Origin of the sequence: Paenibacillus sp. FSL P2-0322 (assembly GCF_037975315.1) — a bacterium.
GTDB classification, from domain to species: Bacteria; Bacillota; Bacilli; order Paenibacillales; family Paenibacillaceae; genus Paenibacillus; species Paenibacillus polymyxa_B.
In genome coordinates, this window is sequence record NZ_CP150243.1 from 5,717,297 (window position 1) to 5,734,489 (window position 17,193).

The 17,193-nt window shown below is 43.9% G+C and carries 16 protein-coding genes; 4 read left to right on the forward strand and 12 right to left on the reverse strand.

Features of this window, described 5'->3' with window-relative positions; genetic code table 11:
- Nucleotides 1-46 precede the first annotated feature (46 nt).
- The 7 genes from MKY24_RS25325 to MKY24_RS25355 are packed head-to-tail and all read right to left on the reverse strand — an operon-like array spanning nucleotide 47 to nucleotide 7,553.
- Nucleotides 47-1,516: a discoidin domain-containing protein gene (locus MKY24_RS25325; RefSeq protein ID WP_339201102.1), complete on the reverse strand. Its 1,470-nt coding sequence runs from the start codon at nucleotides 1,514-1,516 to the stop codon at nucleotides 47-49.
- Nucleotides 1,458-1,652, reverse strand: a complete 195-nt coding sequence (locus tag MKY24_RS25330; RefSeq protein WP_339202425.1) for a hypothetical protein — start codon at nucleotides 1,650-1,652, stop codon at nucleotides 1,458-1,460. Before MKY24_RS25330 ends, MKY24_RS25325 begins: the two co-directional genes overlap by 59 nt.
- A 24-nt stretch (nucleotides 1,653-1,676) precedes the next feature.
- The gene (locus MKY24_RS25335) at nucleotides 1,677-3,086 is read right to left on the reverse strand and encodes a discoidin domain-containing protein (protein ID WP_339201103.1); all 1,410 of its coding nucleotides are present in this window, start codon (nucleotides 3,084-3,086) and stop codon (nucleotides 1,677-1,679) included.
- A 45-nt stretch (nucleotides 3,087-3,131) separates the two neighbouring features.
- Entirely contained in the window at nucleotides 3,132-6,008 is a 2,877-nt protein-coding gene (locus MKY24_RS25340) for a phage baseplate assembly protein V (protein ID WP_339201104.1), read from the reverse strand.
- Between the two features lie 51 nt (nucleotides 6,009-6,059).
- Nucleotides 6,060-6,437, reverse strand: a complete 378-nt coding sequence (locus tag MKY24_RS25345; RefSeq protein WP_068939027.1) for a DUF4280 domain-containing protein — start codon at nucleotides 6,435-6,437, stop codon at nucleotides 6,060-6,062.
- Nucleotides 6,434-6,964: a hypothetical protein gene (locus tag MKY24_RS25350; RefSeq protein ID WP_068939029.1), complete on the reverse strand. Its 531-nt coding sequence runs from the start codon at nucleotides 6,962-6,964 to the stop codon at nucleotides 6,434-6,436. Before MKY24_RS25350 ends, MKY24_RS25345 begins: the two co-directional genes overlap by 4 nt.
- A complete protein-coding gene (locus MKY24_RS25355; RefSeq protein WP_023990847.1) occupies nucleotides 6,948-7,553 on the reverse strand; it encodes a hypothetical protein in 606 nt (201 codons plus the stop codon). The genes MKY24_RS25350 and MKY24_RS25355 overlap by 17 nt, the downstream gene beginning before the upstream one ends.
- Nucleotides 7,554-7,924: 371 nt before the next feature.
- Here MKY24_RS25355 and MKY24_RS25360 point away from each other — a divergent pair, with 371 nt between their 5' ends.
- The gene (locus tag MKY24_RS25360) at nucleotides 7,925-9,109 is read left to right on the forward strand and encodes a HAMP domain-containing sensor histidine kinase (protein ID WP_339201105.1); all 1,185 of its coding nucleotides are present in this window, start codon (nucleotides 7,925-7,927) and stop codon (nucleotides 9,107-9,109) included.
- Nucleotides 9,110-9,247: 138 nt separating this feature from the next.
- Here MKY24_RS25360 and MKY24_RS25365 read toward each other — a convergent pair whose 3' ends face one another.
- A complete protein-coding gene (locus MKY24_RS25365) occupies nucleotides 9,248-10,204 on the reverse strand; it encodes a nucleoside hydrolase (RefSeq protein WP_339201106.1) in 957 nt (318 codons plus the stop codon).
- 211 nt (nucleotides 10,205-10,415) lie between these two features.
- Between MKY24_RS25365 and MKY24_RS25370 the strand changes: the two genes are divergently transcribed.
- Complete coding sequence (locus MKY24_RS25370; RefSeq protein WP_339201107.1) at nucleotides 10,416-11,009, forward strand: hypothetical protein; 594 nt, start codon at nucleotides 10,416-10,418, stop codon at nucleotides 11,007-11,009.
- Nucleotides 11,010-11,089: 80 nt separating this feature from the next.
- On the opposite strand, the gene MKY24_RS25375 is transcribed toward MKY24_RS25370, so the two are convergent.
- From MKY24_RS25375 to MKY24_RS25385, 3 genes are read right to left on the reverse strand one after another with little or no spacing between them, the layout of a single operon-like run.
- Nucleotides 11,090-11,698: a pentapeptide repeat-containing protein gene (locus MKY24_RS25375; protein WP_028540785.1), complete on the reverse strand. Its 609-nt coding sequence runs from the start codon at nucleotides 11,696-11,698 to the stop codon at nucleotides 11,090-11,092.
- A 37-nt stretch (nucleotides 11,699-11,735) separates the two neighbouring features.
- Nucleotides 11,736-12,245: a MarR family transcriptional regulator gene (locus MKY24_RS25380; protein ID WP_013312480.1), complete on the reverse strand. Its 510-nt coding sequence runs from the start codon at nucleotides 12,243-12,245 to the stop codon at nucleotides 11,736-11,738.
- The gene (locus tag MKY24_RS25385; RefSeq protein ID WP_339202408.1) at nucleotides 12,235-14,607 is read right to left on the reverse strand and encodes an ATP-dependent DNA helicase; all 2,373 of its coding nucleotides are present in this window, start codon (nucleotides 14,605-14,607) and stop codon (nucleotides 12,235-12,237) included. The genes MKY24_RS25380 and MKY24_RS25385 overlap by 11 nt, the downstream gene beginning before the upstream one ends.
- A gap of 168 nt (nucleotides 14,608-14,775) precedes the next feature.
- On the opposite strand from MKY24_RS25385, the gene MKY24_RS25390 reads away from it, so the two are divergent.
- Both MKY24_RS25390 and MKY24_RS25395 read left to right on the forward strand, forming a co-directional pair.
- On the forward strand, nucleotides 14,776-15,852 hold the full coding sequence (locus MKY24_RS25390) for a diguanylate cyclase (protein ID WP_076156555.1): 1,077 nt from the start codon (nucleotides 14,776-14,778) through the stop codon (nucleotides 15,850-15,852).
- 134 nt (nucleotides 15,853-15,986) lie between these two features.
- Nucleotides 15,987-16,160 (forward strand): aspartyl-phosphate phosphatase Spo0E family protein, encoded by a 174-nt coding sequence (locus tag MKY24_RS25395; RefSeq protein WP_013312483.1) that lies wholly within the window; start codon nucleotides 15,987-15,989, stop codon nucleotides 16,158-16,160.
- Between the two features lie 105 nt (nucleotides 16,161-16,265).
- On the opposite strand, the gene MKY24_RS25400 is transcribed toward MKY24_RS25395, so the two are convergent.
- On the reverse strand, nucleotides 16,266-17,165 hold the full coding sequence (locus MKY24_RS25400; RefSeq protein WP_023990853.1) for a LysR family transcriptional regulator: 900 nt from the start codon (nucleotides 17,163-17,165) through the stop codon (nucleotides 16,266-16,268).
- Nucleotides 17,166-17,193: the final 28 nt, after the last annotated feature.

Here is a 17,193-nt window from a genome sequence, read left to right on the forward strand (position 1 = left end):
CAATTTTAATTATTAGCACCGCAATTTTTTTGTTTCCTATAACTAATCACAATAACTTCAGCTCACCTATACAAGTATTTGGGAAGTCCACGCCTTTTTTCACTTCCAGGATGGTAATCTTAACGAAAGATGTTCGTATAGGTTCATCGAACTTGAAACGTGTGTCATTGTTCTCAAGCACTAATGATTGTCCATCCGAGAAATCAAGTTTCATTCTTTGGATTGTATTCATGTCTAAATACTTATTGTTAACCCACATAATGCCATCGACCATCTCTATACCTCTGACCTCTTGAGTTGAACCCAAATCTACAGTTACCGTTTCTCCTACTCCGCCTGTCTTAGATCCTTCACACCAAGGGGTTAAATTATTATCGTCCGTTAAATTGCTCACACTAAAAGAACGATTCCCCTGATTAGGCAGTGTAGAAGAGGACGTAATTTTTTTCACTTCGACTTTATTGCTATACTTCATATATTTGGTTTTTGTATTGATCCACTGTATTGGTACTACCCAAGTACCTTCTCCGTTTACAATGGACGAGACATCTTCTTTTTTCCCACTGGCTATATCGATCATGAACATTTTTACAACCTCATCGTCTGCCAATACTAGTTTTTTTTGATCTGGAGATAGAATAAAGTCACCTTCATTTTTAGTTATAAACTGTACTTTTCCAGTGGGTATATCTAATGAATAAATATCGGTTATAAAAGAATCATCTTTTTTATAAGTAGTAAAAATAAGTTGGTTCCCCTGACCCCATTGCATAATACCCGAGACATCAGTTCCTACAAACAGGCGCTTTGTATCACTATTGCCAGACAGATCAAGCATTACGATTCCTGTCTGATCATCTACAAAATAAAACTTGGTGTTATCTGGTGAAAACACTCCCCGCCCATCGGAAATATTACTAACGTCTGCTTTGCCTTTTTCAGTCTTCACTTCTGTAGTTCGCTTACTTATTGCATCATATAAATACAAATGCCCGTTCAATACATATAAATATTTACTTAAATCGGAAGAGATTACAGGATATTGAGCAGATGGCAGCAATTTAAACTCTCGTTCTTTTTCTCCCGCATCCAAATTATACACTTCAATAATGAGTGGATCCTCTGATTGCTCCCCATAAACATCTCTTATAATCGCCATACGACTACCGTCACTTGTTATTTTCCCGACATATACTTGTGAGCCACGATATTTTATACGTTCCTCCTTAGTTTCCATGGTGTCAATTAGGTCGTCGATACGAATATTAGCTTCTCCAGTAGGATCATCTAAATTGGTTAAGAATTGAACTCGATCTTCTACGCCTTCTTGACCATTCAAAAGCCAACTTGCTTTTTTTTGAGTTGCCTTTACATCATCCTGATCTGCCTTAACTTCATTACGTGATGGTATATCGGAAGACTGCGAAGATATAACATTGTCCCCACCTGTGCTTGCTCTACATGCAGATATCGACATTAAAAAAACAATAATGACAGTTGCTTTTATAAGACGCATGAGCTCTCCTCTCCGTTACACTCTCAACAAAGCCTTCTGCTACCAAGTCCAAAACCTTTGCTTTCCTATGTGCATTAGCAGTTGTTAAAGCTTTCAACATAGGTGTTGCACCAAACGCTGGTTCTTTCCACTTCATATGCCTTCTCCTTTGTTAAGAATGCTAAAAGAATCGTATCTCCGACATGCAGGCATCGTGATATTTGCTTCCTCGCTCTACGGCCTCTATCGTTATTTTCACGAATGAGGTATGAATGGGGTTATCAAGAAAATGGTTTCTTATAAAATCATTATCTATCATCATGGTCTGCCCGTTTGAAAACTCCAGTTTCATTCGTTTAACTCTATTATTTGCTTGGAAAGCTTTGGATGACTTAGCTAAACCATTAATAAGCTCAAACCCCTTCAGTTCTTGCATAGTGCCAAAATCAATTTTGATCCACTCCCCGATCCCGTCCCCCTTAACTCCTTCACACCAGGCTGTGCTCGCATCTCCATCCATGATGTTACGGGCAGCATAGGAGTTCCCCGCCTGATCTGGAAGTGTAGATGAAGCAACAATTCTCTGTGCCGGAATGCTTTTCCGATATTTCATCAAATCCGTTGTAGTTTGTATCCATTGTGTAGGAACGGTGGGAAATCCTATCCGATGCATGATATCAGAGTATTTTATACGCACGCCTGTTTGCACATCGCGTTGTTCCACTTCTCCCGACGAGTTCAAATAAGCGGTCATGCGGCTATCCAAGGTTAAAACAGGAGCTTCCGAGGCCTTTGCCAACAACATCCTCTGCTCATTCTTTAAATCCAACATAAATGTCTGATTAGTATTGCTGTTGGTATAGACCAGTCGGTCGTTCTTAAGCCATTCTTTAACCTGTATATTCTCTTGCCCCATGCTGATTCGTTTAATTTCTTTATTATTCAGTAGATCAAAAATGATTAAGTTATTATAACCATCCTGTATACAGAGCTTCTTGCTATCTGGAGAAAAGTGATCAAAAAGAGCAGAATTATCTGTGCCTTTATAGCTTAAAACATTGAGCTTTTTAGTAAGTCGTTCCCGAATACTATATTGATAAAAGTCCCCATTCTTTGTATAAATACATCTACTTAAATCAGGGGATACCACAGCATAGTAACTATTTGGTATATTGAACTGATATATTTCCTTAGACGTGGATAAATCATAGATTAGGAAGGTACTATAATCCAAATAGTTTGTTTCTCTGTATAAAACTATGGCTTTGCCATCATCAGAGATTCGATGTATTTCCAGCTCACCTCTAGGAAAACTCTCCTTATTGTTTACATATAACTCATCTACAATGTCATCTAAAACAATATAGGTATTTCCTGTGGAGTCATCCATATTCGCCAAATAGTCTAAAGACTCACTATCTTTTTCTCCTTGAAACCACATCCAATTTGTTTGTTTATTATTCTGTATTGGTTTTACTACCTGATCTGTATTACTTTTGTTATATTCGCTCTGTGCTGCACTATCATTATGTTGAACACAACCATATAAAATTGAAAACGCCAAACAACATATTATTGTTGTTTTTCTCACCCAAAATTCTACCTCCTCATACTTCTATTCATTTCATTGCTTCTACTACTTCTCTCTGTCTTTTCGATCAATTATGGCCAGCCCATGAATTGACGTATTGGGTTTTTCCGTCAAAGATTTTTTCACCACTCCTAGCACGATAAGAAATCGTGTAAACTCGTCTTTATGGATCGTAATACAACCAGTTGAATTTTTACTAGGTAACCGAACTCCGTCGACACACTTGTGAATGTTGATACCAGTTGCATTATGAGGCTTCTTGTTTTTACCTTTCGTTGAAGGCACCACTCCCCCATTTCTAACACGTAACGCTGGATATCTTTTTTTTATGTTATTAATTTTGTGCCATCCACCTACAAATTCATATACCCCCTCATTTACTGTGGCATCTACATTTTCATAATCAGGAAGCGTACTAGCGTTTTTACTTGTGTACTTAATCTCGCCGTCTATTACCACAATAGCCATTGCTCCATAGCGACCTTCTGGATGACAAGGTTGTTGGTGACTATAAGAACCATCTCCTTCAAAGAAAAATACAAGCGGTGCCTTACGATTGGCAGACAGCTTCTTTTGAATGATACTATTATTTGTATAATCGTTTACTCTGTACAGTGCTTGGGCCTGAGTGCCTTTTATACCCTTACTACTTATATAGCTTTCAATCTTTTTCACCGCTACCAATCCATCTTTATAATCCTTAGGATCTAATGGCTTTGGCTCCTCCTTCGGCTGCTTTTCAGGAGTAGTCGGCGGCGTCTTGCCCGGTTCCGTTTTCGTTGTTGTCGTCGTTGTTGGAACAGTCGGCGTTGCAGCCTTGCTAACCTTGGGCCATGGAAGAATGCCATTGGCTACTTGATGCAGGTACACCGCGAGCACATCACGACCATAGCCCTTATTCTCCAGACCGTATTTTTTCGCAAAGTCATGCAAAGCGGCGTTAAGCTCCTTATCCCAATCGCCTGTAGCTGGAAGCTTGTACGAGAAGCTGTCTGGATACTTCTTGGCAAGCTTGTTCAAATTCTCCCTGGCAAGTTGGCTGTTCACGCCATACTTACTCCGCAGAGCAGCTGCTTCCTTGGCTAGAGTCTTTTGATCAGCAACGGTCAGCTTATGGGCTGCATCTGAATATTGCCCGGACAGCTCCTCCAGCCGATTCGCATCCAGATAGGATTTAGCTGAATGACCACGAATCAGCTCGTTGATTAGCACATTGTCACGCAGTTGGTTGGCGAGAAGATGCATCTGCTTTTGCCTGGCCTTGTCGTTTGCGCTGTGCGCTTCCCACCACTGGGACGTGTATTGGTGCATTTGCGCTCTGGCCCAGGCAGGCATACGATCTATTTCTGCCACCTGCTGACGCAATTGTTTGGCCTTGGCTGCTGCTTCCTTGGCCCCCTTTTTGTCCCCGGCTGCCACGCCCTTGTAGTAGTCCGTTTTATATTGGAGCAGCAAATTCTGCACCCATTGCGGATACCCTTTTCCCTTCAATTCTTGAATCAGGGATTTATAGGCTTTCAGTTCGGCATCAGGTACCTGATTTTTCATGAGCTTACTAGCCTTGATATGAAGCGTTCCATCAGTTCGGATATAACTGCTTTTGCACGTCAGAGATATTTCGCGAGTAGCGGTCATTTGTACCTTTTTGCCGTGCAGCACCAAGTCTGTATCGGCGTGAAAGGTAAGATCGTGATGACTATACACGTGAATACCGGAAGCTGGATTCAAGCGCACAAGTATCTTTTCTTTTTGGGTGGAAAGTGCCACTTCTTTGTCGTCGAATCTCGCCACTTTTTGAGTTTTGGTATGAAATAGCTTTCTTGACGGCTGGCTGATTTCATCTCCTTTGTAGTCTCTCTTACGTAGAGATTGAACTACACGAGCTTCCTTGTCATTGTTGGATGGAAAATACAAATGGACATGATCCCCCAACTCAGGCATGCAATGCCAACCGATCCCATCACCCGTATACATGGTGGGGTATGAAAACCAGCAACCCTCAACTTTGGACTGCATAGAATCCACGGACAAGTGAAGTTTAACGGATTCGTTTTCACTATTTAAATCAATAACTTTCCCTTCAATAGAGGTACCTTTAATAAACTGATTATGTATGACCTCCCTCGGAATACCCTCTTCAGGAACGAGAACATAGTCATATGTCATAATACCTTGCTTCATCTCTGCATGAATCTGATCAATAACCCAATGCTTTCGTTGAAACATGACGACATCTCCAAGTTCAAAACGCTTCGTATCCTCCACTTCAGCATATGTATACTGGGGACCTGACTTTGTTTTTTGGAGGGAAAAGTTAATGCTACGCAATTCACCTTTCACCTGTTCTTTTGAGGTACCTAACCATAATCTCGGAAATACGGATGTAATCTCGGCAATGAGTCCAGTTTGCAGATGAGAGGCCATTCTTTTTAGAAACTCCCAATCACTCTCCTCATACTGAATAGTAAAGCCGCCCAGCTTTTGATCGCTGTCCGCCAGGTCAATAAAATCCCCATGTGGATAGGCATCTATAAGTTCGCGGAACAATTGATAATACGTCAAGTTGCTGTTTTGAAACGAACGGTTTTTCCGTTGTTGATCCATCAGATATGTAAAAGAGGCAGCCTCGATGTACATGTGATATACGCCATTTTTGAATGCAATTCTAATATTGGTGACAATTCCTTTAAAAATGCTAACTGTCCCTCGCTCTTTATCCGTCTCATATACCTCTAGCACATCTTCATCATGCGCTAAACCGTCATACTTCGCATGATCCTCATCCGGTATGAGAGCAGTGATGTACACCTTGCCGTGCTCATTTATCTTCTGTGTCAATTCAAAATCAAGCAGCCTGATAATTTCATACGGTGCATTCACTCTAATATTTCCATAAGTCAGCACAGTTCCTGCCAGTCCCATCTTACTCCCCCCGTTTGCTTTTCATGTGATGCAAATCCTACAATCTGTTAACTATTCCTGCCCGTCTGTGGTGAACGAGATTTTTCCACACCACATGCATAAGTTCGTGGAGCAGCTCATAAGAGCCGGAGATTGATCTACGTATACATCCTTTTTTCCATTCAACCAAGGCATAGAAACGCTCGGTTTGCAGGGCTGCGGAATGATTTTTCCGGAATTTCCTTTGTTAGCAGAAGAAACTGTAGGATTATGCATACTACGGCACATTCCGAAAGAAGGGATATGCGTCTGCGGGTGAAAATCCTGAATATTCCCTTGCAGTTTGTCGCCAATACTAATCCCTCTGTTAGCTGAAACACTAAATCTTCCCGTATGACTTCCATAGCTGCAATGTATCTGTGCCCCATCCACTACATAGCTCTCACTCATTCTTGGACTCTCCTTTGTATAATTGGCCCCTCTGTATCAACCTTTTGTAATTTCAAGCCTGCCAGATTGAACTTCAAAATACATTCAGCCACATCGAGGTCTACAATGATATGATGATTGGCATCCTGAACCCTGAATATTTTATGATTCTCCACTGCATATTCATCTAGAATGATTTTCTTCAGTGTACCGTCCCTATGATATTCACTACATGGTGATAAACACATCAGGCTAGGCGGATTTACCAGCCAATACCTTGTTTGCTGCATTCGCTGCATATCGGCAAAAACAACCAACTTCCAGCTTAATCCGGCCTGATATATATCAAATATTTCCTTTAGTTGTTCAGAAACGATGGATACCGGATGCTCTATAAAATCAATATAGTCCGAATCACCTGATACATAAAATTGTAAAATGGATTCTTCATCAGTACATGATGAGCTTTCTGCCCATTCCAATAACTGCCTGCGATTCGTCTCTACTGGATACATATACTCCGTAATACGATTATCCTGTTGAATCATGTAGTACTCCATAAGCTGTTGAATACACCACCTCACTGATTCCTTTATACTCCCCTATTCTTACTTCCAAATCGTCCTCGCATTTCAACGCCTTGAATTCAGGTAAATGTACAGCTTGCTGAATAGCATCTTTCGCTAATTTCAGAATATATTGATGAAATTCCCCTGTAGCCTGGAGTACAAATCGCTCGACATCAGGCTGAAAAATCTTATTCATATAGGGTTTTCGAAGCTGATTCAATTCATCCTCCACTTCTGCTAAAAAGCGGAATACCCAGCCTGCATCATAGATTCCATAACAAGGTTGAGGATCAAAGAACCAATTTTTATCATAGGCTTCGACGACATAGTTATAGTTGCGATCCATCAGATACGTGCGCCTCATAGAATAAGTAATGTATCCGATCCTTGTCTTGGCCACTTCTCCGGAATGGGCTTGCAGACAGATCGATTGAAAGGATTGAATAAAAGAAAAAATGAGCTCATCTTTTCTTTGTTCATACAAATACGCTGCTTGATGTAATTTCTGGTTCAATACATCTTCCGCATAGGTCTTATGGAAGTGTTCTAGGGCTTCCAGTCTATTCATAATTCCACCTCTGAACCTATTATATAGAATATTTACATGATATTACTGGTCCTATCCTCCTATTTTATTACACAATTTTCATATCATGAGATTACATATGAATTTATGAAAATAGAATGAAAATAATCACATTTTTTCGTGAATATGTAATGATATAAACAAAAACTCTCCAAGAAAGGCTAGCATTAGACCTAAGAAATGAAGGTTTGCGCAAGTGAATAGGTAAATGGAAGTAGAAAGATCGGTTTATAATGAAATAATCATGTATAATTAATGATACGCTCCAAAAACACATTCAGAGGATCGGGAATGGGATACACAAACTGCTAGAGTTTTGGATAACCACCACTTTGCATCAGGATTGGAGATACATGATTACTTCACCTACAGGTTTTTATAATAGTATTCAAGAGGCTACCGCGCATGTCATTGATGTGCTAAGTGGTATTTTATATGTAAACACCATTTTTATTGCCGCTAATGACGGCATTACGAATGTGATTGTAGATTCATTTAACCGGGAAGAGGTGCTCGTTAAGGAAGGGGATGTGCTCCCTTTTGAGCTTAGCTATTGTAGTCTGGTGTTGGACCATCCTGCCGATCACCTCACGATTTCAGAAACAACTATTCACCCGCACACATGTGATTTAGATGTGACTAAAACCATTGGAAACCACTCATTTACAGGAATCCCTATTCGCATGAAAAATGGTCAGGCTTACGGAACCATTTGTATCTTGGACGCTCCATCTGTACATTTGACAGAATCCGAACTGAAGGCCCTTCAGGCTATGGCTGTGTTTCTGGGTTATGTGGTAGAACTGGAGAAAGACAAGATAGATGCTGAAATCTCTTCTATGAGCAAGCTGGATTTGATATCTTCCCTGAGTAATAAAATTCGGTTTTCGCTAACCGAAATATGGGGAGCCACCGATCTCATGCTGACGACGGAGTTAACAGAGGAACAACAGCAATATATGAGCATCATGGAGTCGAGCAGTCGCTCGCTCATGACGTTATTGAGTAATATTTTGGATTACAGCACTATGGAATCCAGGCAGATTGATGATTTTGAAGATCCGTTTGATCTGAGAACGATGATGGAAAATGTATTGAGCCTGTATACAGAGGTAGCCGCGCAGCGGAATCTCGAGTTGAAGCTCGACTGGAATCTCACCAGCTCGCCTATTTTTATCGGGGATGAAGCTAAAATTCGCCGTATGCTGATTAATTTGGTAGATAATGCAGTGAAGTTTACAAGCACAGGAGCTGTCACTTTATCTGCAACCACCCAATCCGTGACCGATGCACCTGAGATTGAACTGGAATTAAAGGTGAAGGATTCCGGAATCGGTATATCTCCGAATAAATTGAATTTGTTGCTTGAACATGACCGTGGGTACTCTCTCTCATATGGAAATCCAGGCTTGGGTTGGCAGATTACCAAACATCTATTAAAACGAATGAACGGTAAGATGACAGGGAGCAGTGAACCTGGTAGCGGGACGGAGATAACGCTCCAGTTCACCCTGAAAATATACCAGGAGTCTGCCTAAAACAGAGATTAGCTTGTGATGATATGGCATATCCTATAATAGAAGCCCGTGACGCATAACGTCACGGGCTTTATGTTATGGGTACATGTCACTAGGCAGTATTATCACCCTATGCCGCACGTTTGTGCATAGCCAGACTTAGTAACATTTGGGAGCAGCCAGCTTAGCCAAATCCGCCATATACGTAAAAAAGGCCTCTGGATCTGTATCATATACCAGGTTCACAGGACGTCCATCTGCCTGTTCCACCGTTCTGCCCTGACTTGGTCCTTCTGCGATAACGCTGCAATGCACCGTCTTTTTCTTGACAATGTCCGGGCGTCCTACGGATGCAGTGGTCAGTACATCCCACAAGTAATAGGTTGAGTTCGTTTCGCTATAAACAAGCGGAGGACATCCTGCATAGCAATTGCCCAAGAAATCCACGCCTTCATATCGGCGCTCCGCAGCCCAACGATTGCGTACTGCTGGAGTTAATGGCACTTTGCTTGTGCTTTCCAGCGCTACCAGATCAATCGTAATGCCGCTTTGCCACACCCGATATGCCGCTTCTGGGTCCCAGAACACATTCCACTCTGCTGTGCCGTCATGCTCCGGCTCTTCTACATTCCCTTTTTCAAAGGTGCCACCCATCCATACCAGCTTTTCAATCTTTGCTTCAATATCCGGTGCTTCATCCAGCGCTCGCGCCAGATCGGTTAGCGGTCCAGTGAATAGCAACAGCGTCTTACCTTCAGCTCCGCGTACCTTTTCGATCAGATGCTGATGAGCTGGCAGGGATGAAAGCGGTGCTTCCATACGCCCTGATTCATTCAGTACGGGTAATGCATCCACATAGAAGGAATGTAAACGCCAAGCGGCAGGAAACGGATTTTTACCGCGTGAATTAGACTTTGCGACTTCCACAGGCCCTTTATTTTGTCCAAAACGATCAATAATTTTACGACTGGCATCCGTCGCAGGCTCCAGGTAACCATCTGCTGGAATCACCGATACTCCGGTCAAATGAACCTGCTCCATCTGAAGCAGCATAAAAAGGGATACTAGATCATCCACTCCACCATCATGATTAAAATAAACGTTTGTCTGACTCATCTGTCTCTTCCTTCCTTTATCCCCGTAAAACAGGCTTGTTCTTAACGGCAACCATCCTTCATTATGCCTGATCGCTTCACAGGAGTAAATGTGGGATAGTGCGTGAATCAGCGATTTTTTGCTTACTCCATGCTTAAGAAAGGTAGAAATGTGTGTAATAACAGGGTAGAATCGTGGGTCCTAATCGGAAGCGTATGAAGGAGAGATGCATATGACAGCCCGAACAATAGAAGAGTTGGAGCAGATCCGTAAAGAATGTAAATCCATGGTGACGAAAAGGGCTGCGGCTTCGGGGGGAGCGGTATTGGTTCCAGTTCCAGGAGCTGACGTTCTTGCTGATGTTGGCATTTTGATGCAGTTACTGCCAGCCATTAATGGAAAATTCGGATTATCTGAGAAGCAGCTGGAAGGTCTGGACGCAGAAACAAAATCCATGGTGTATGGTTTTATCACCTCAATTGGCAGCAAGCTGATCGGGCGACTCATCACCCGTGAAGTTATCGTGCAGATTTTGCAAAAAATGGGCATTCGGATCGCTACCAAGCAGGTTAGCAAGTTTGTCCCCCTTCTGGGGCAAGGGCTAGCCGCGGCAATTGGCTTTACTGCTATGCGAACCATTGGTAATCGGCATGTCGATCAATGTTATGAAGTGGCCAAGCGCTTGCTGGAGCAGCGAACTGCGGCAGATATCGCGCGCAACTGGACGGTTCCACAGCAGCCGCTAGAGCCTGTGGGAGTTGATCATTTGCCAAACCGGGACCCGGGAGCAGCGATTCCACTACTGCCGGCACCCCCTAAAGATTAAGTTCTTCACATTCGAGTCAACCATCCATTTCACCCGCACGGGGTACCGCAGATCGAGACGGGTCCTGTATCCCGTGCTTTTTAGCCTTCCACCTTGGCTCCATAGGAGCGGGCCACCGCTACTGCCTGCTCGATATCCAACTTGGCTCCGGTGATGTCCAGATCTTTAAAATTCACGCCATCCATCTTCGCACCGCGCAGGTCTGTTCCTTGAAGATGGGCTTTGTGCAGTCTTACCCGGGTAAGATCCGCCTCCCGCAAATCTGCTTTTTCCAAATTGCATTCGGATAAGTCGGCTTCCTTGAATCGTATTTTTCGCAAATCTTGTTTTCTTAAATCTGCATGACGCAAATTCGTATAAGACCAGTCTCCGCCCGTAATTGTGATACCATCCATATTCGCCCCCGCAAAATCTGAACCTACCAGCTTGCAGTTATCAAACCGGACTACAAACAAATTGGCGCTGGTGAACAAACAATTGGTAAAAGCCGACTCCTTGTAGTGAGATGCATTCAGAATGGCTCCGGTAAAATCACAGTCCACAAAAGTACAGCCTTCCACGAGGGACTCATTCATCTCCACACCCCGAAAGCGACATCGGGTAAACTCGCAATTTCTCCACTCGCCTTCTCTGGCATCCATTGATCCAAAATCACGGGCTTCATAGACCTCATCTGTATAAAAGAACATGTTCTCTCTCCTATTCCTTATTCCTTATATTAGGAACTCAGCATTTCGGCAAGGACCGCTCAAAACCGCCTTTCATTTTTCCCAGTAAACCCTTCATCATCTTATGATCCTGCGGCGTAAACTCAGACATACACGACCGAATCAACTTCGTATAATAAGGGACTATCTTACTTAACAGCTCTCGTCCTGCCTCCTTTAATCCGACAGTCACCATCCGCCCGTCACTCTCATGAGCCACACGTTCAATCATGCCATCTCGCTCTAATCCGTCGATCAGCCCCGTCATGGTTCCACGCGTCACATCAGCTTTTTCCGCCAACTCTGATGGTGTCATGCGATGCGGCGAATGGCAATGCAACAGGCTAAGAACAATAATCCGGCCCTGAGAAGCCCCCAACTTGCTAAAATCGGTATCCATTTCTCTGAAAATACCGTTAGCCAAGCGCGCAAATGTCACAAAAGTCTCTATATTATCCACTTCGGCATCTTCATGTCCAAAGCTACGCAGCACCCCGCGTATGGAGTCATTATGAAAATTAAAGTTCATAGTCTATCCATTCCTTCCTTAATCCCGCTTGTTCCGTCAGACGGTAGCTTTTCCATTCGTCTGGCAGCAAAGAAGCATACGGTTCCTTGGCAAAACGATCATCTACCAGGACCAACAATCCTTCGTCGTGCTCTGTGCGAATAAGTCTGCCACCTGCCTGAAGAACCTTGTTCATCCCTGGATATACATACGCATAGTTGAAACCATTCCGTCCCTGTTCGGAAAAATAATCCCGCAGCACATCCCGCTCTGCTCCAATTTGCGGCAAGCCGACGCCGACAACCACTACCCCATTTAAGCGATCCCCAGGTAAATCGACACCTTCAGCAAACACACCACCCAGTACGGCAAAGCCAAGCAAGGTGTGCTCTTGCCCAGGCTGGAAAGCCTCTAGAAATCGATCCCGCTCTGGTTCGGTCATCCCCGGACTTTGTACCAACGTATTTGCGGACACGTCCCGAAGCATGAACTCCTCATATACCTCACGCAGATATGGATAGGACGGGAAAAACACAAGGATATTTCCTTTCCGTTCCACAACCAATGCAGCCAGCATATCCGCAATCGCCCCTTTGGAACGCTCACGATCCCGATAACGGATGGAGAGCGGCAGCAGACGTACATCCCATTGCTCCTGATGGAAGGGGGAAGGAACCTGTAACGTATAATCTTCCTCGTTTGCTCCGAGCATGTCCCGGTAATAAGCAAGCGGTGTCAACGTTGCGGAAAAATAAATGGCTGAGCGGTAGCCCTTAATAGCTTGTCCCAGCAAGTGAGAAGGATCGAGGCAGAACAGCTTGACCCTCACTTCACTGCGCCCCGCTTCCACATAAGTAACGTATCGTTCATCGTATAAAGCAGCAATGCGCAGCATATTCTGAGCGGTAAAATACGTATCTAGAAGCAATGCATAAGCCGTACCCTCACCGCTTGCGTGGCTTGTACTGCCCCCCGTCACCAGTTCACGTTCAGCTGCTTCCACAAAAGGCGCCAACAGCTCCAGCACCTCTTGCGGTGCTACTGTCTCCACTGCTTTTCCTGTATCTGCATATTGCTTGCGCAGCGTAATCATATGTGCGTTCACTGCACTCGCAGCCGCAGCAATCTCTGGGCTTAGCAACTTAAATTCTCGTTTCAGTTCCAAAAAAGAAGATTTCAAAATTTCCGCCGAAAACATGTCCCGGCCGCGTTCTACCAGATTATGAGCCTCATCCACCAGTACGACACCTTTTCGCTTGTGCTCCTCCAGCAATCTTTTCAAAGAAATCCGTGGATCGAAAACATAATTATAATCACTGATTATACCATCCGAGGCATACGCCACATCCAGCGAAAATTCAAAGGGACATACCTTATGCTTGCGCGCATAATGCTCAATCACCGCCCGGGTCATTAACGTCTCATTCGCCAAAATATCGGATACCGCACCGTTGATCCGGTCGTAATAGCCCTCGCACATGCTGCATGATCCAGCATCACAATCATTTTCATCCTTAAAGCAAATTTTATCCTTCGCAGTCAAAGTCACCACATGCATGTGCAGCCCTTGGGCCTGCATTCTAGCGTAAGCTTCTTCGGCTGCTGCCCGAGTCGTGGTACGAGCCGTCACATAATATACTCGCCTAACCTGGCCCTCACCGATAGCCTTGATCGCAGGAAACAAGGTGGATACCGTTTTACCAATACCTGTAGGTGCTTTGGCAAACAGGTTAACCCCTTCGGCAATCGTCTTGTACACCGAACCCGCGAGAGTTCGCTGACCCGAACGATACGTATCAAAGGGAAAGTTCAACATAGCAATGCTGGCATCCCGCTTTTCCGCATGTGCTCTCAGCAGGAATGCATACGGTGCATAACCAGCAATCATCTCTTGTGCGAAAGCTTCTAGCTCAGCAAAGGATAGCTCGCGCCTAAATCGGCGAATGTCTTCACTGTGTGCCTGTACATAAGTAAGCTGGACCTGCATGGAATGCTGTTGTTCCTCACGAGCAATCATATAGGCATACAGAAATGCTTGTGCCCAGTGTACGGGTTGACCGTCACCCTGAATATCTTCGAGGGGCAAAGAGATCGATTTAATTTCATCAACCGTCCATACGCCATCCAGCTCAATCAGTCCGTCACAGCGACCTTCAATGATAAACAATTCGTCCTTATACGAAATTTCTGTACGTAAATGTACCTCTTTGCGGTCATGCTCCTTGTAACCTTTCTGGATAACCTGATGCACGCGAGTTCCTTCGAGCATACTGCTATTCGAGCGAAAGCCGCTATGAATGCTGCCGCTCCGATGCACATACTCCACAAGAGGACGCACCGATATGTGAATTGGTTCCTTCATACGATCACCCGTTCCGGTCATAGTCCTTTCACTGTACCACGTAGATAAACGAAACGTAAGGGACATAAGAATCGTTTGTGGTCGATTGGTATTCACTCATGCCTACTTTTTACCGAAATATAGAAACGAGGCCTTTTGCTTTATTCCCCACGATACTACAACTCTCATTTCAGCATAAAGGATAGGGATATGTTAAAAGAATTAATTAACAATTTTGCGTTATTAACAAGCTTCTTATTCTTTGGAAATTTATTTTTCCGGAAATATGAGCGTTACCTAAAAAAACATGTATTCATTTATCGGGTAATGAACGGTTTAATGCTGGGTCTGTTTGGCATTCTGTTAATGATGACCGGTTTATGGATCCGTGGGCACTTTGTGGTCGATCTGCGCCAATTGGCGATTATCATTTCTGTTTATATGGGAGGATCGGTATCCGGTCTGCTGACTACCTTGATCATAAGCCTGTACCGTATTTACATCACAGGTGGTTGGACAGATGTTTCTCTGACTGCTACCGTCAATTGCTTCATGACACTGGGCATTTCACTTATCTTTATTCGAGAAAAAAGCCTAACACTCCGCAAGTGGATGTCGGCCGTGCTTGGAGCTGCTATAGTGTCGCTGTTATCTACTTTCTATGTGGTTAATCCTCCTGATAATGAATCTATGATAATAATCACAACCGTTAAGTTACTTGGCGGCCTGTTCACTTATTTTATGATGTCCCATATCAAAAAAACAGAACGGGCTGTTCATCTGTTGGAAGAAGCTGCAAATCGGGATCATTTAACCGGACTCTACAGTCCGCGTGCTTTCGATGCGCTATTTGAAGAGGTCTTTCATACTTCCAAGACTACAAAACAGCCCTTTGGACTCGTGATGCTGGATATTGACCACTTTAAAAATATTAATGATACGTATGGTCATTTGAACGGAGATACCGTCTTAAGCCAATTAGGAATGCTGTTAATCCGGGAATCTACAACGAGGGCGTACCCCTCCCGTAAAGGCGGAGAGGAATTTGCCATTCTGATTGGAAATTGCGATAGTCAGAAAGCAGCAAGCTTTGCCGAAAAGATTCGGAAAGCTGTGGAAAATGAACGTTTTCTTTTGAATGACGGAACCTCGATCTCTCTAACCGTATCCATTGGAGCAGGCAGTTCACCTGTCATTGCATCGAGGCACTTACTGGAAAAGTCAGATGAGGCATTATATGAAGCTAAGCGTTCAGGACGCAATCAGGTGAAACTGGCAAAACCATAAATATTAGTCGCTAAATGTCAGGAAAGCTGGATTATTGTTAATAAAAAGTGGTAAAATGGAAATAACATCGTTATCAAAAAAACTTCTGCCGCTAGTGGAGACATGCCTTACAATCGACATGGGGGGTGGGCTTTGTGAACCTCGAACAATTGGAAAAACTCATGGAAAAAGAACGCCGTGAACTGAATCGCATGGCTGACTTACACGGATTAAAAGATGAACGTGTATTGGACAAATCCTCCAGACTTGACCGTATTATGGACAAGTACCTTCACACCAAGCGTGCAATAAACCAAACACACTCATAGAAGCAAGCTACATCGCTGCCCCTCAGGGCAGCTTTTTTATGATGTAAGCAGTATTCGTCCTCCTTCGGTGCACCTCTGCATCGTACTCACCTTCTTGTTGACTGACTATTTTCCGCCATATTCCGTCCGCAACAATTGTTGTGTGAACGATATCCATTCTCTGGCGGCAAAGGACAGATAACGATCGTTCCGCCAGATCATCCCCAAATGCCAAGGGATGACGGGGTCCACCAATGGAAGAACACGCAAGCGCTCGGAATCCAGATCTCGGCATATAGCCTCCGGCAACAGTGCTACTCCCAGGTTTGCAGCAACCATTTCGCTAATCAGATCCCATTGTGAGCTTTCGTAGACTACACGCGGCTGAAAGCCAGCACGAACACATTCCGCAATGATACGGTCATGCAGCGTAAAATCCTCACGGAACAGTACAAACGCCTCCTCCGCCAACGCAGATAATGGTACCTCCTTGCACTCTGCCAGTGCATGCGTAGGATGAACGAGCAAATTCAGCTTTTCCTCCACAAACAGAAATGTCTCAAACATATCTCCAACCGCAGGCAGCACAATCACCCCGATATCCAATGCCCCGGCTTCTACGTCCTGTTCCACTTTCTTCGCCCCGTCCTCAAATAATTGAATGGTCACATCAGGATATGCCTTATGGAATTCTCCAATGACACGCGGAAAAAAGCTTGATCCGACCATAGGGGGCAGGCCAATACGGATATGTCCCTTTTTCAGGTTCATCAAATCACTCAGCTCCGAGGACAGGCTTTGAAAGGACTTTACAATCGCTTGTGCTTGAAGCTCAATTACCTTTCCCGCGTCCGTCAGTTCGATTCTTTTGCCAATTCGGTCGAACAAAGCGACCCCCAATTCATCTTCCAGACTTTTAATCGTCTTACTGATCGTCGGCTGGGTAATAAACATGCTCTGGGCTGCCTTTGTAAAGCTACGCAACCGCGCGACTTCCAAAAAGTATTGTAAATGTCGGATATCCAAAGCTACACCTTCTCCCATAGACAAACGG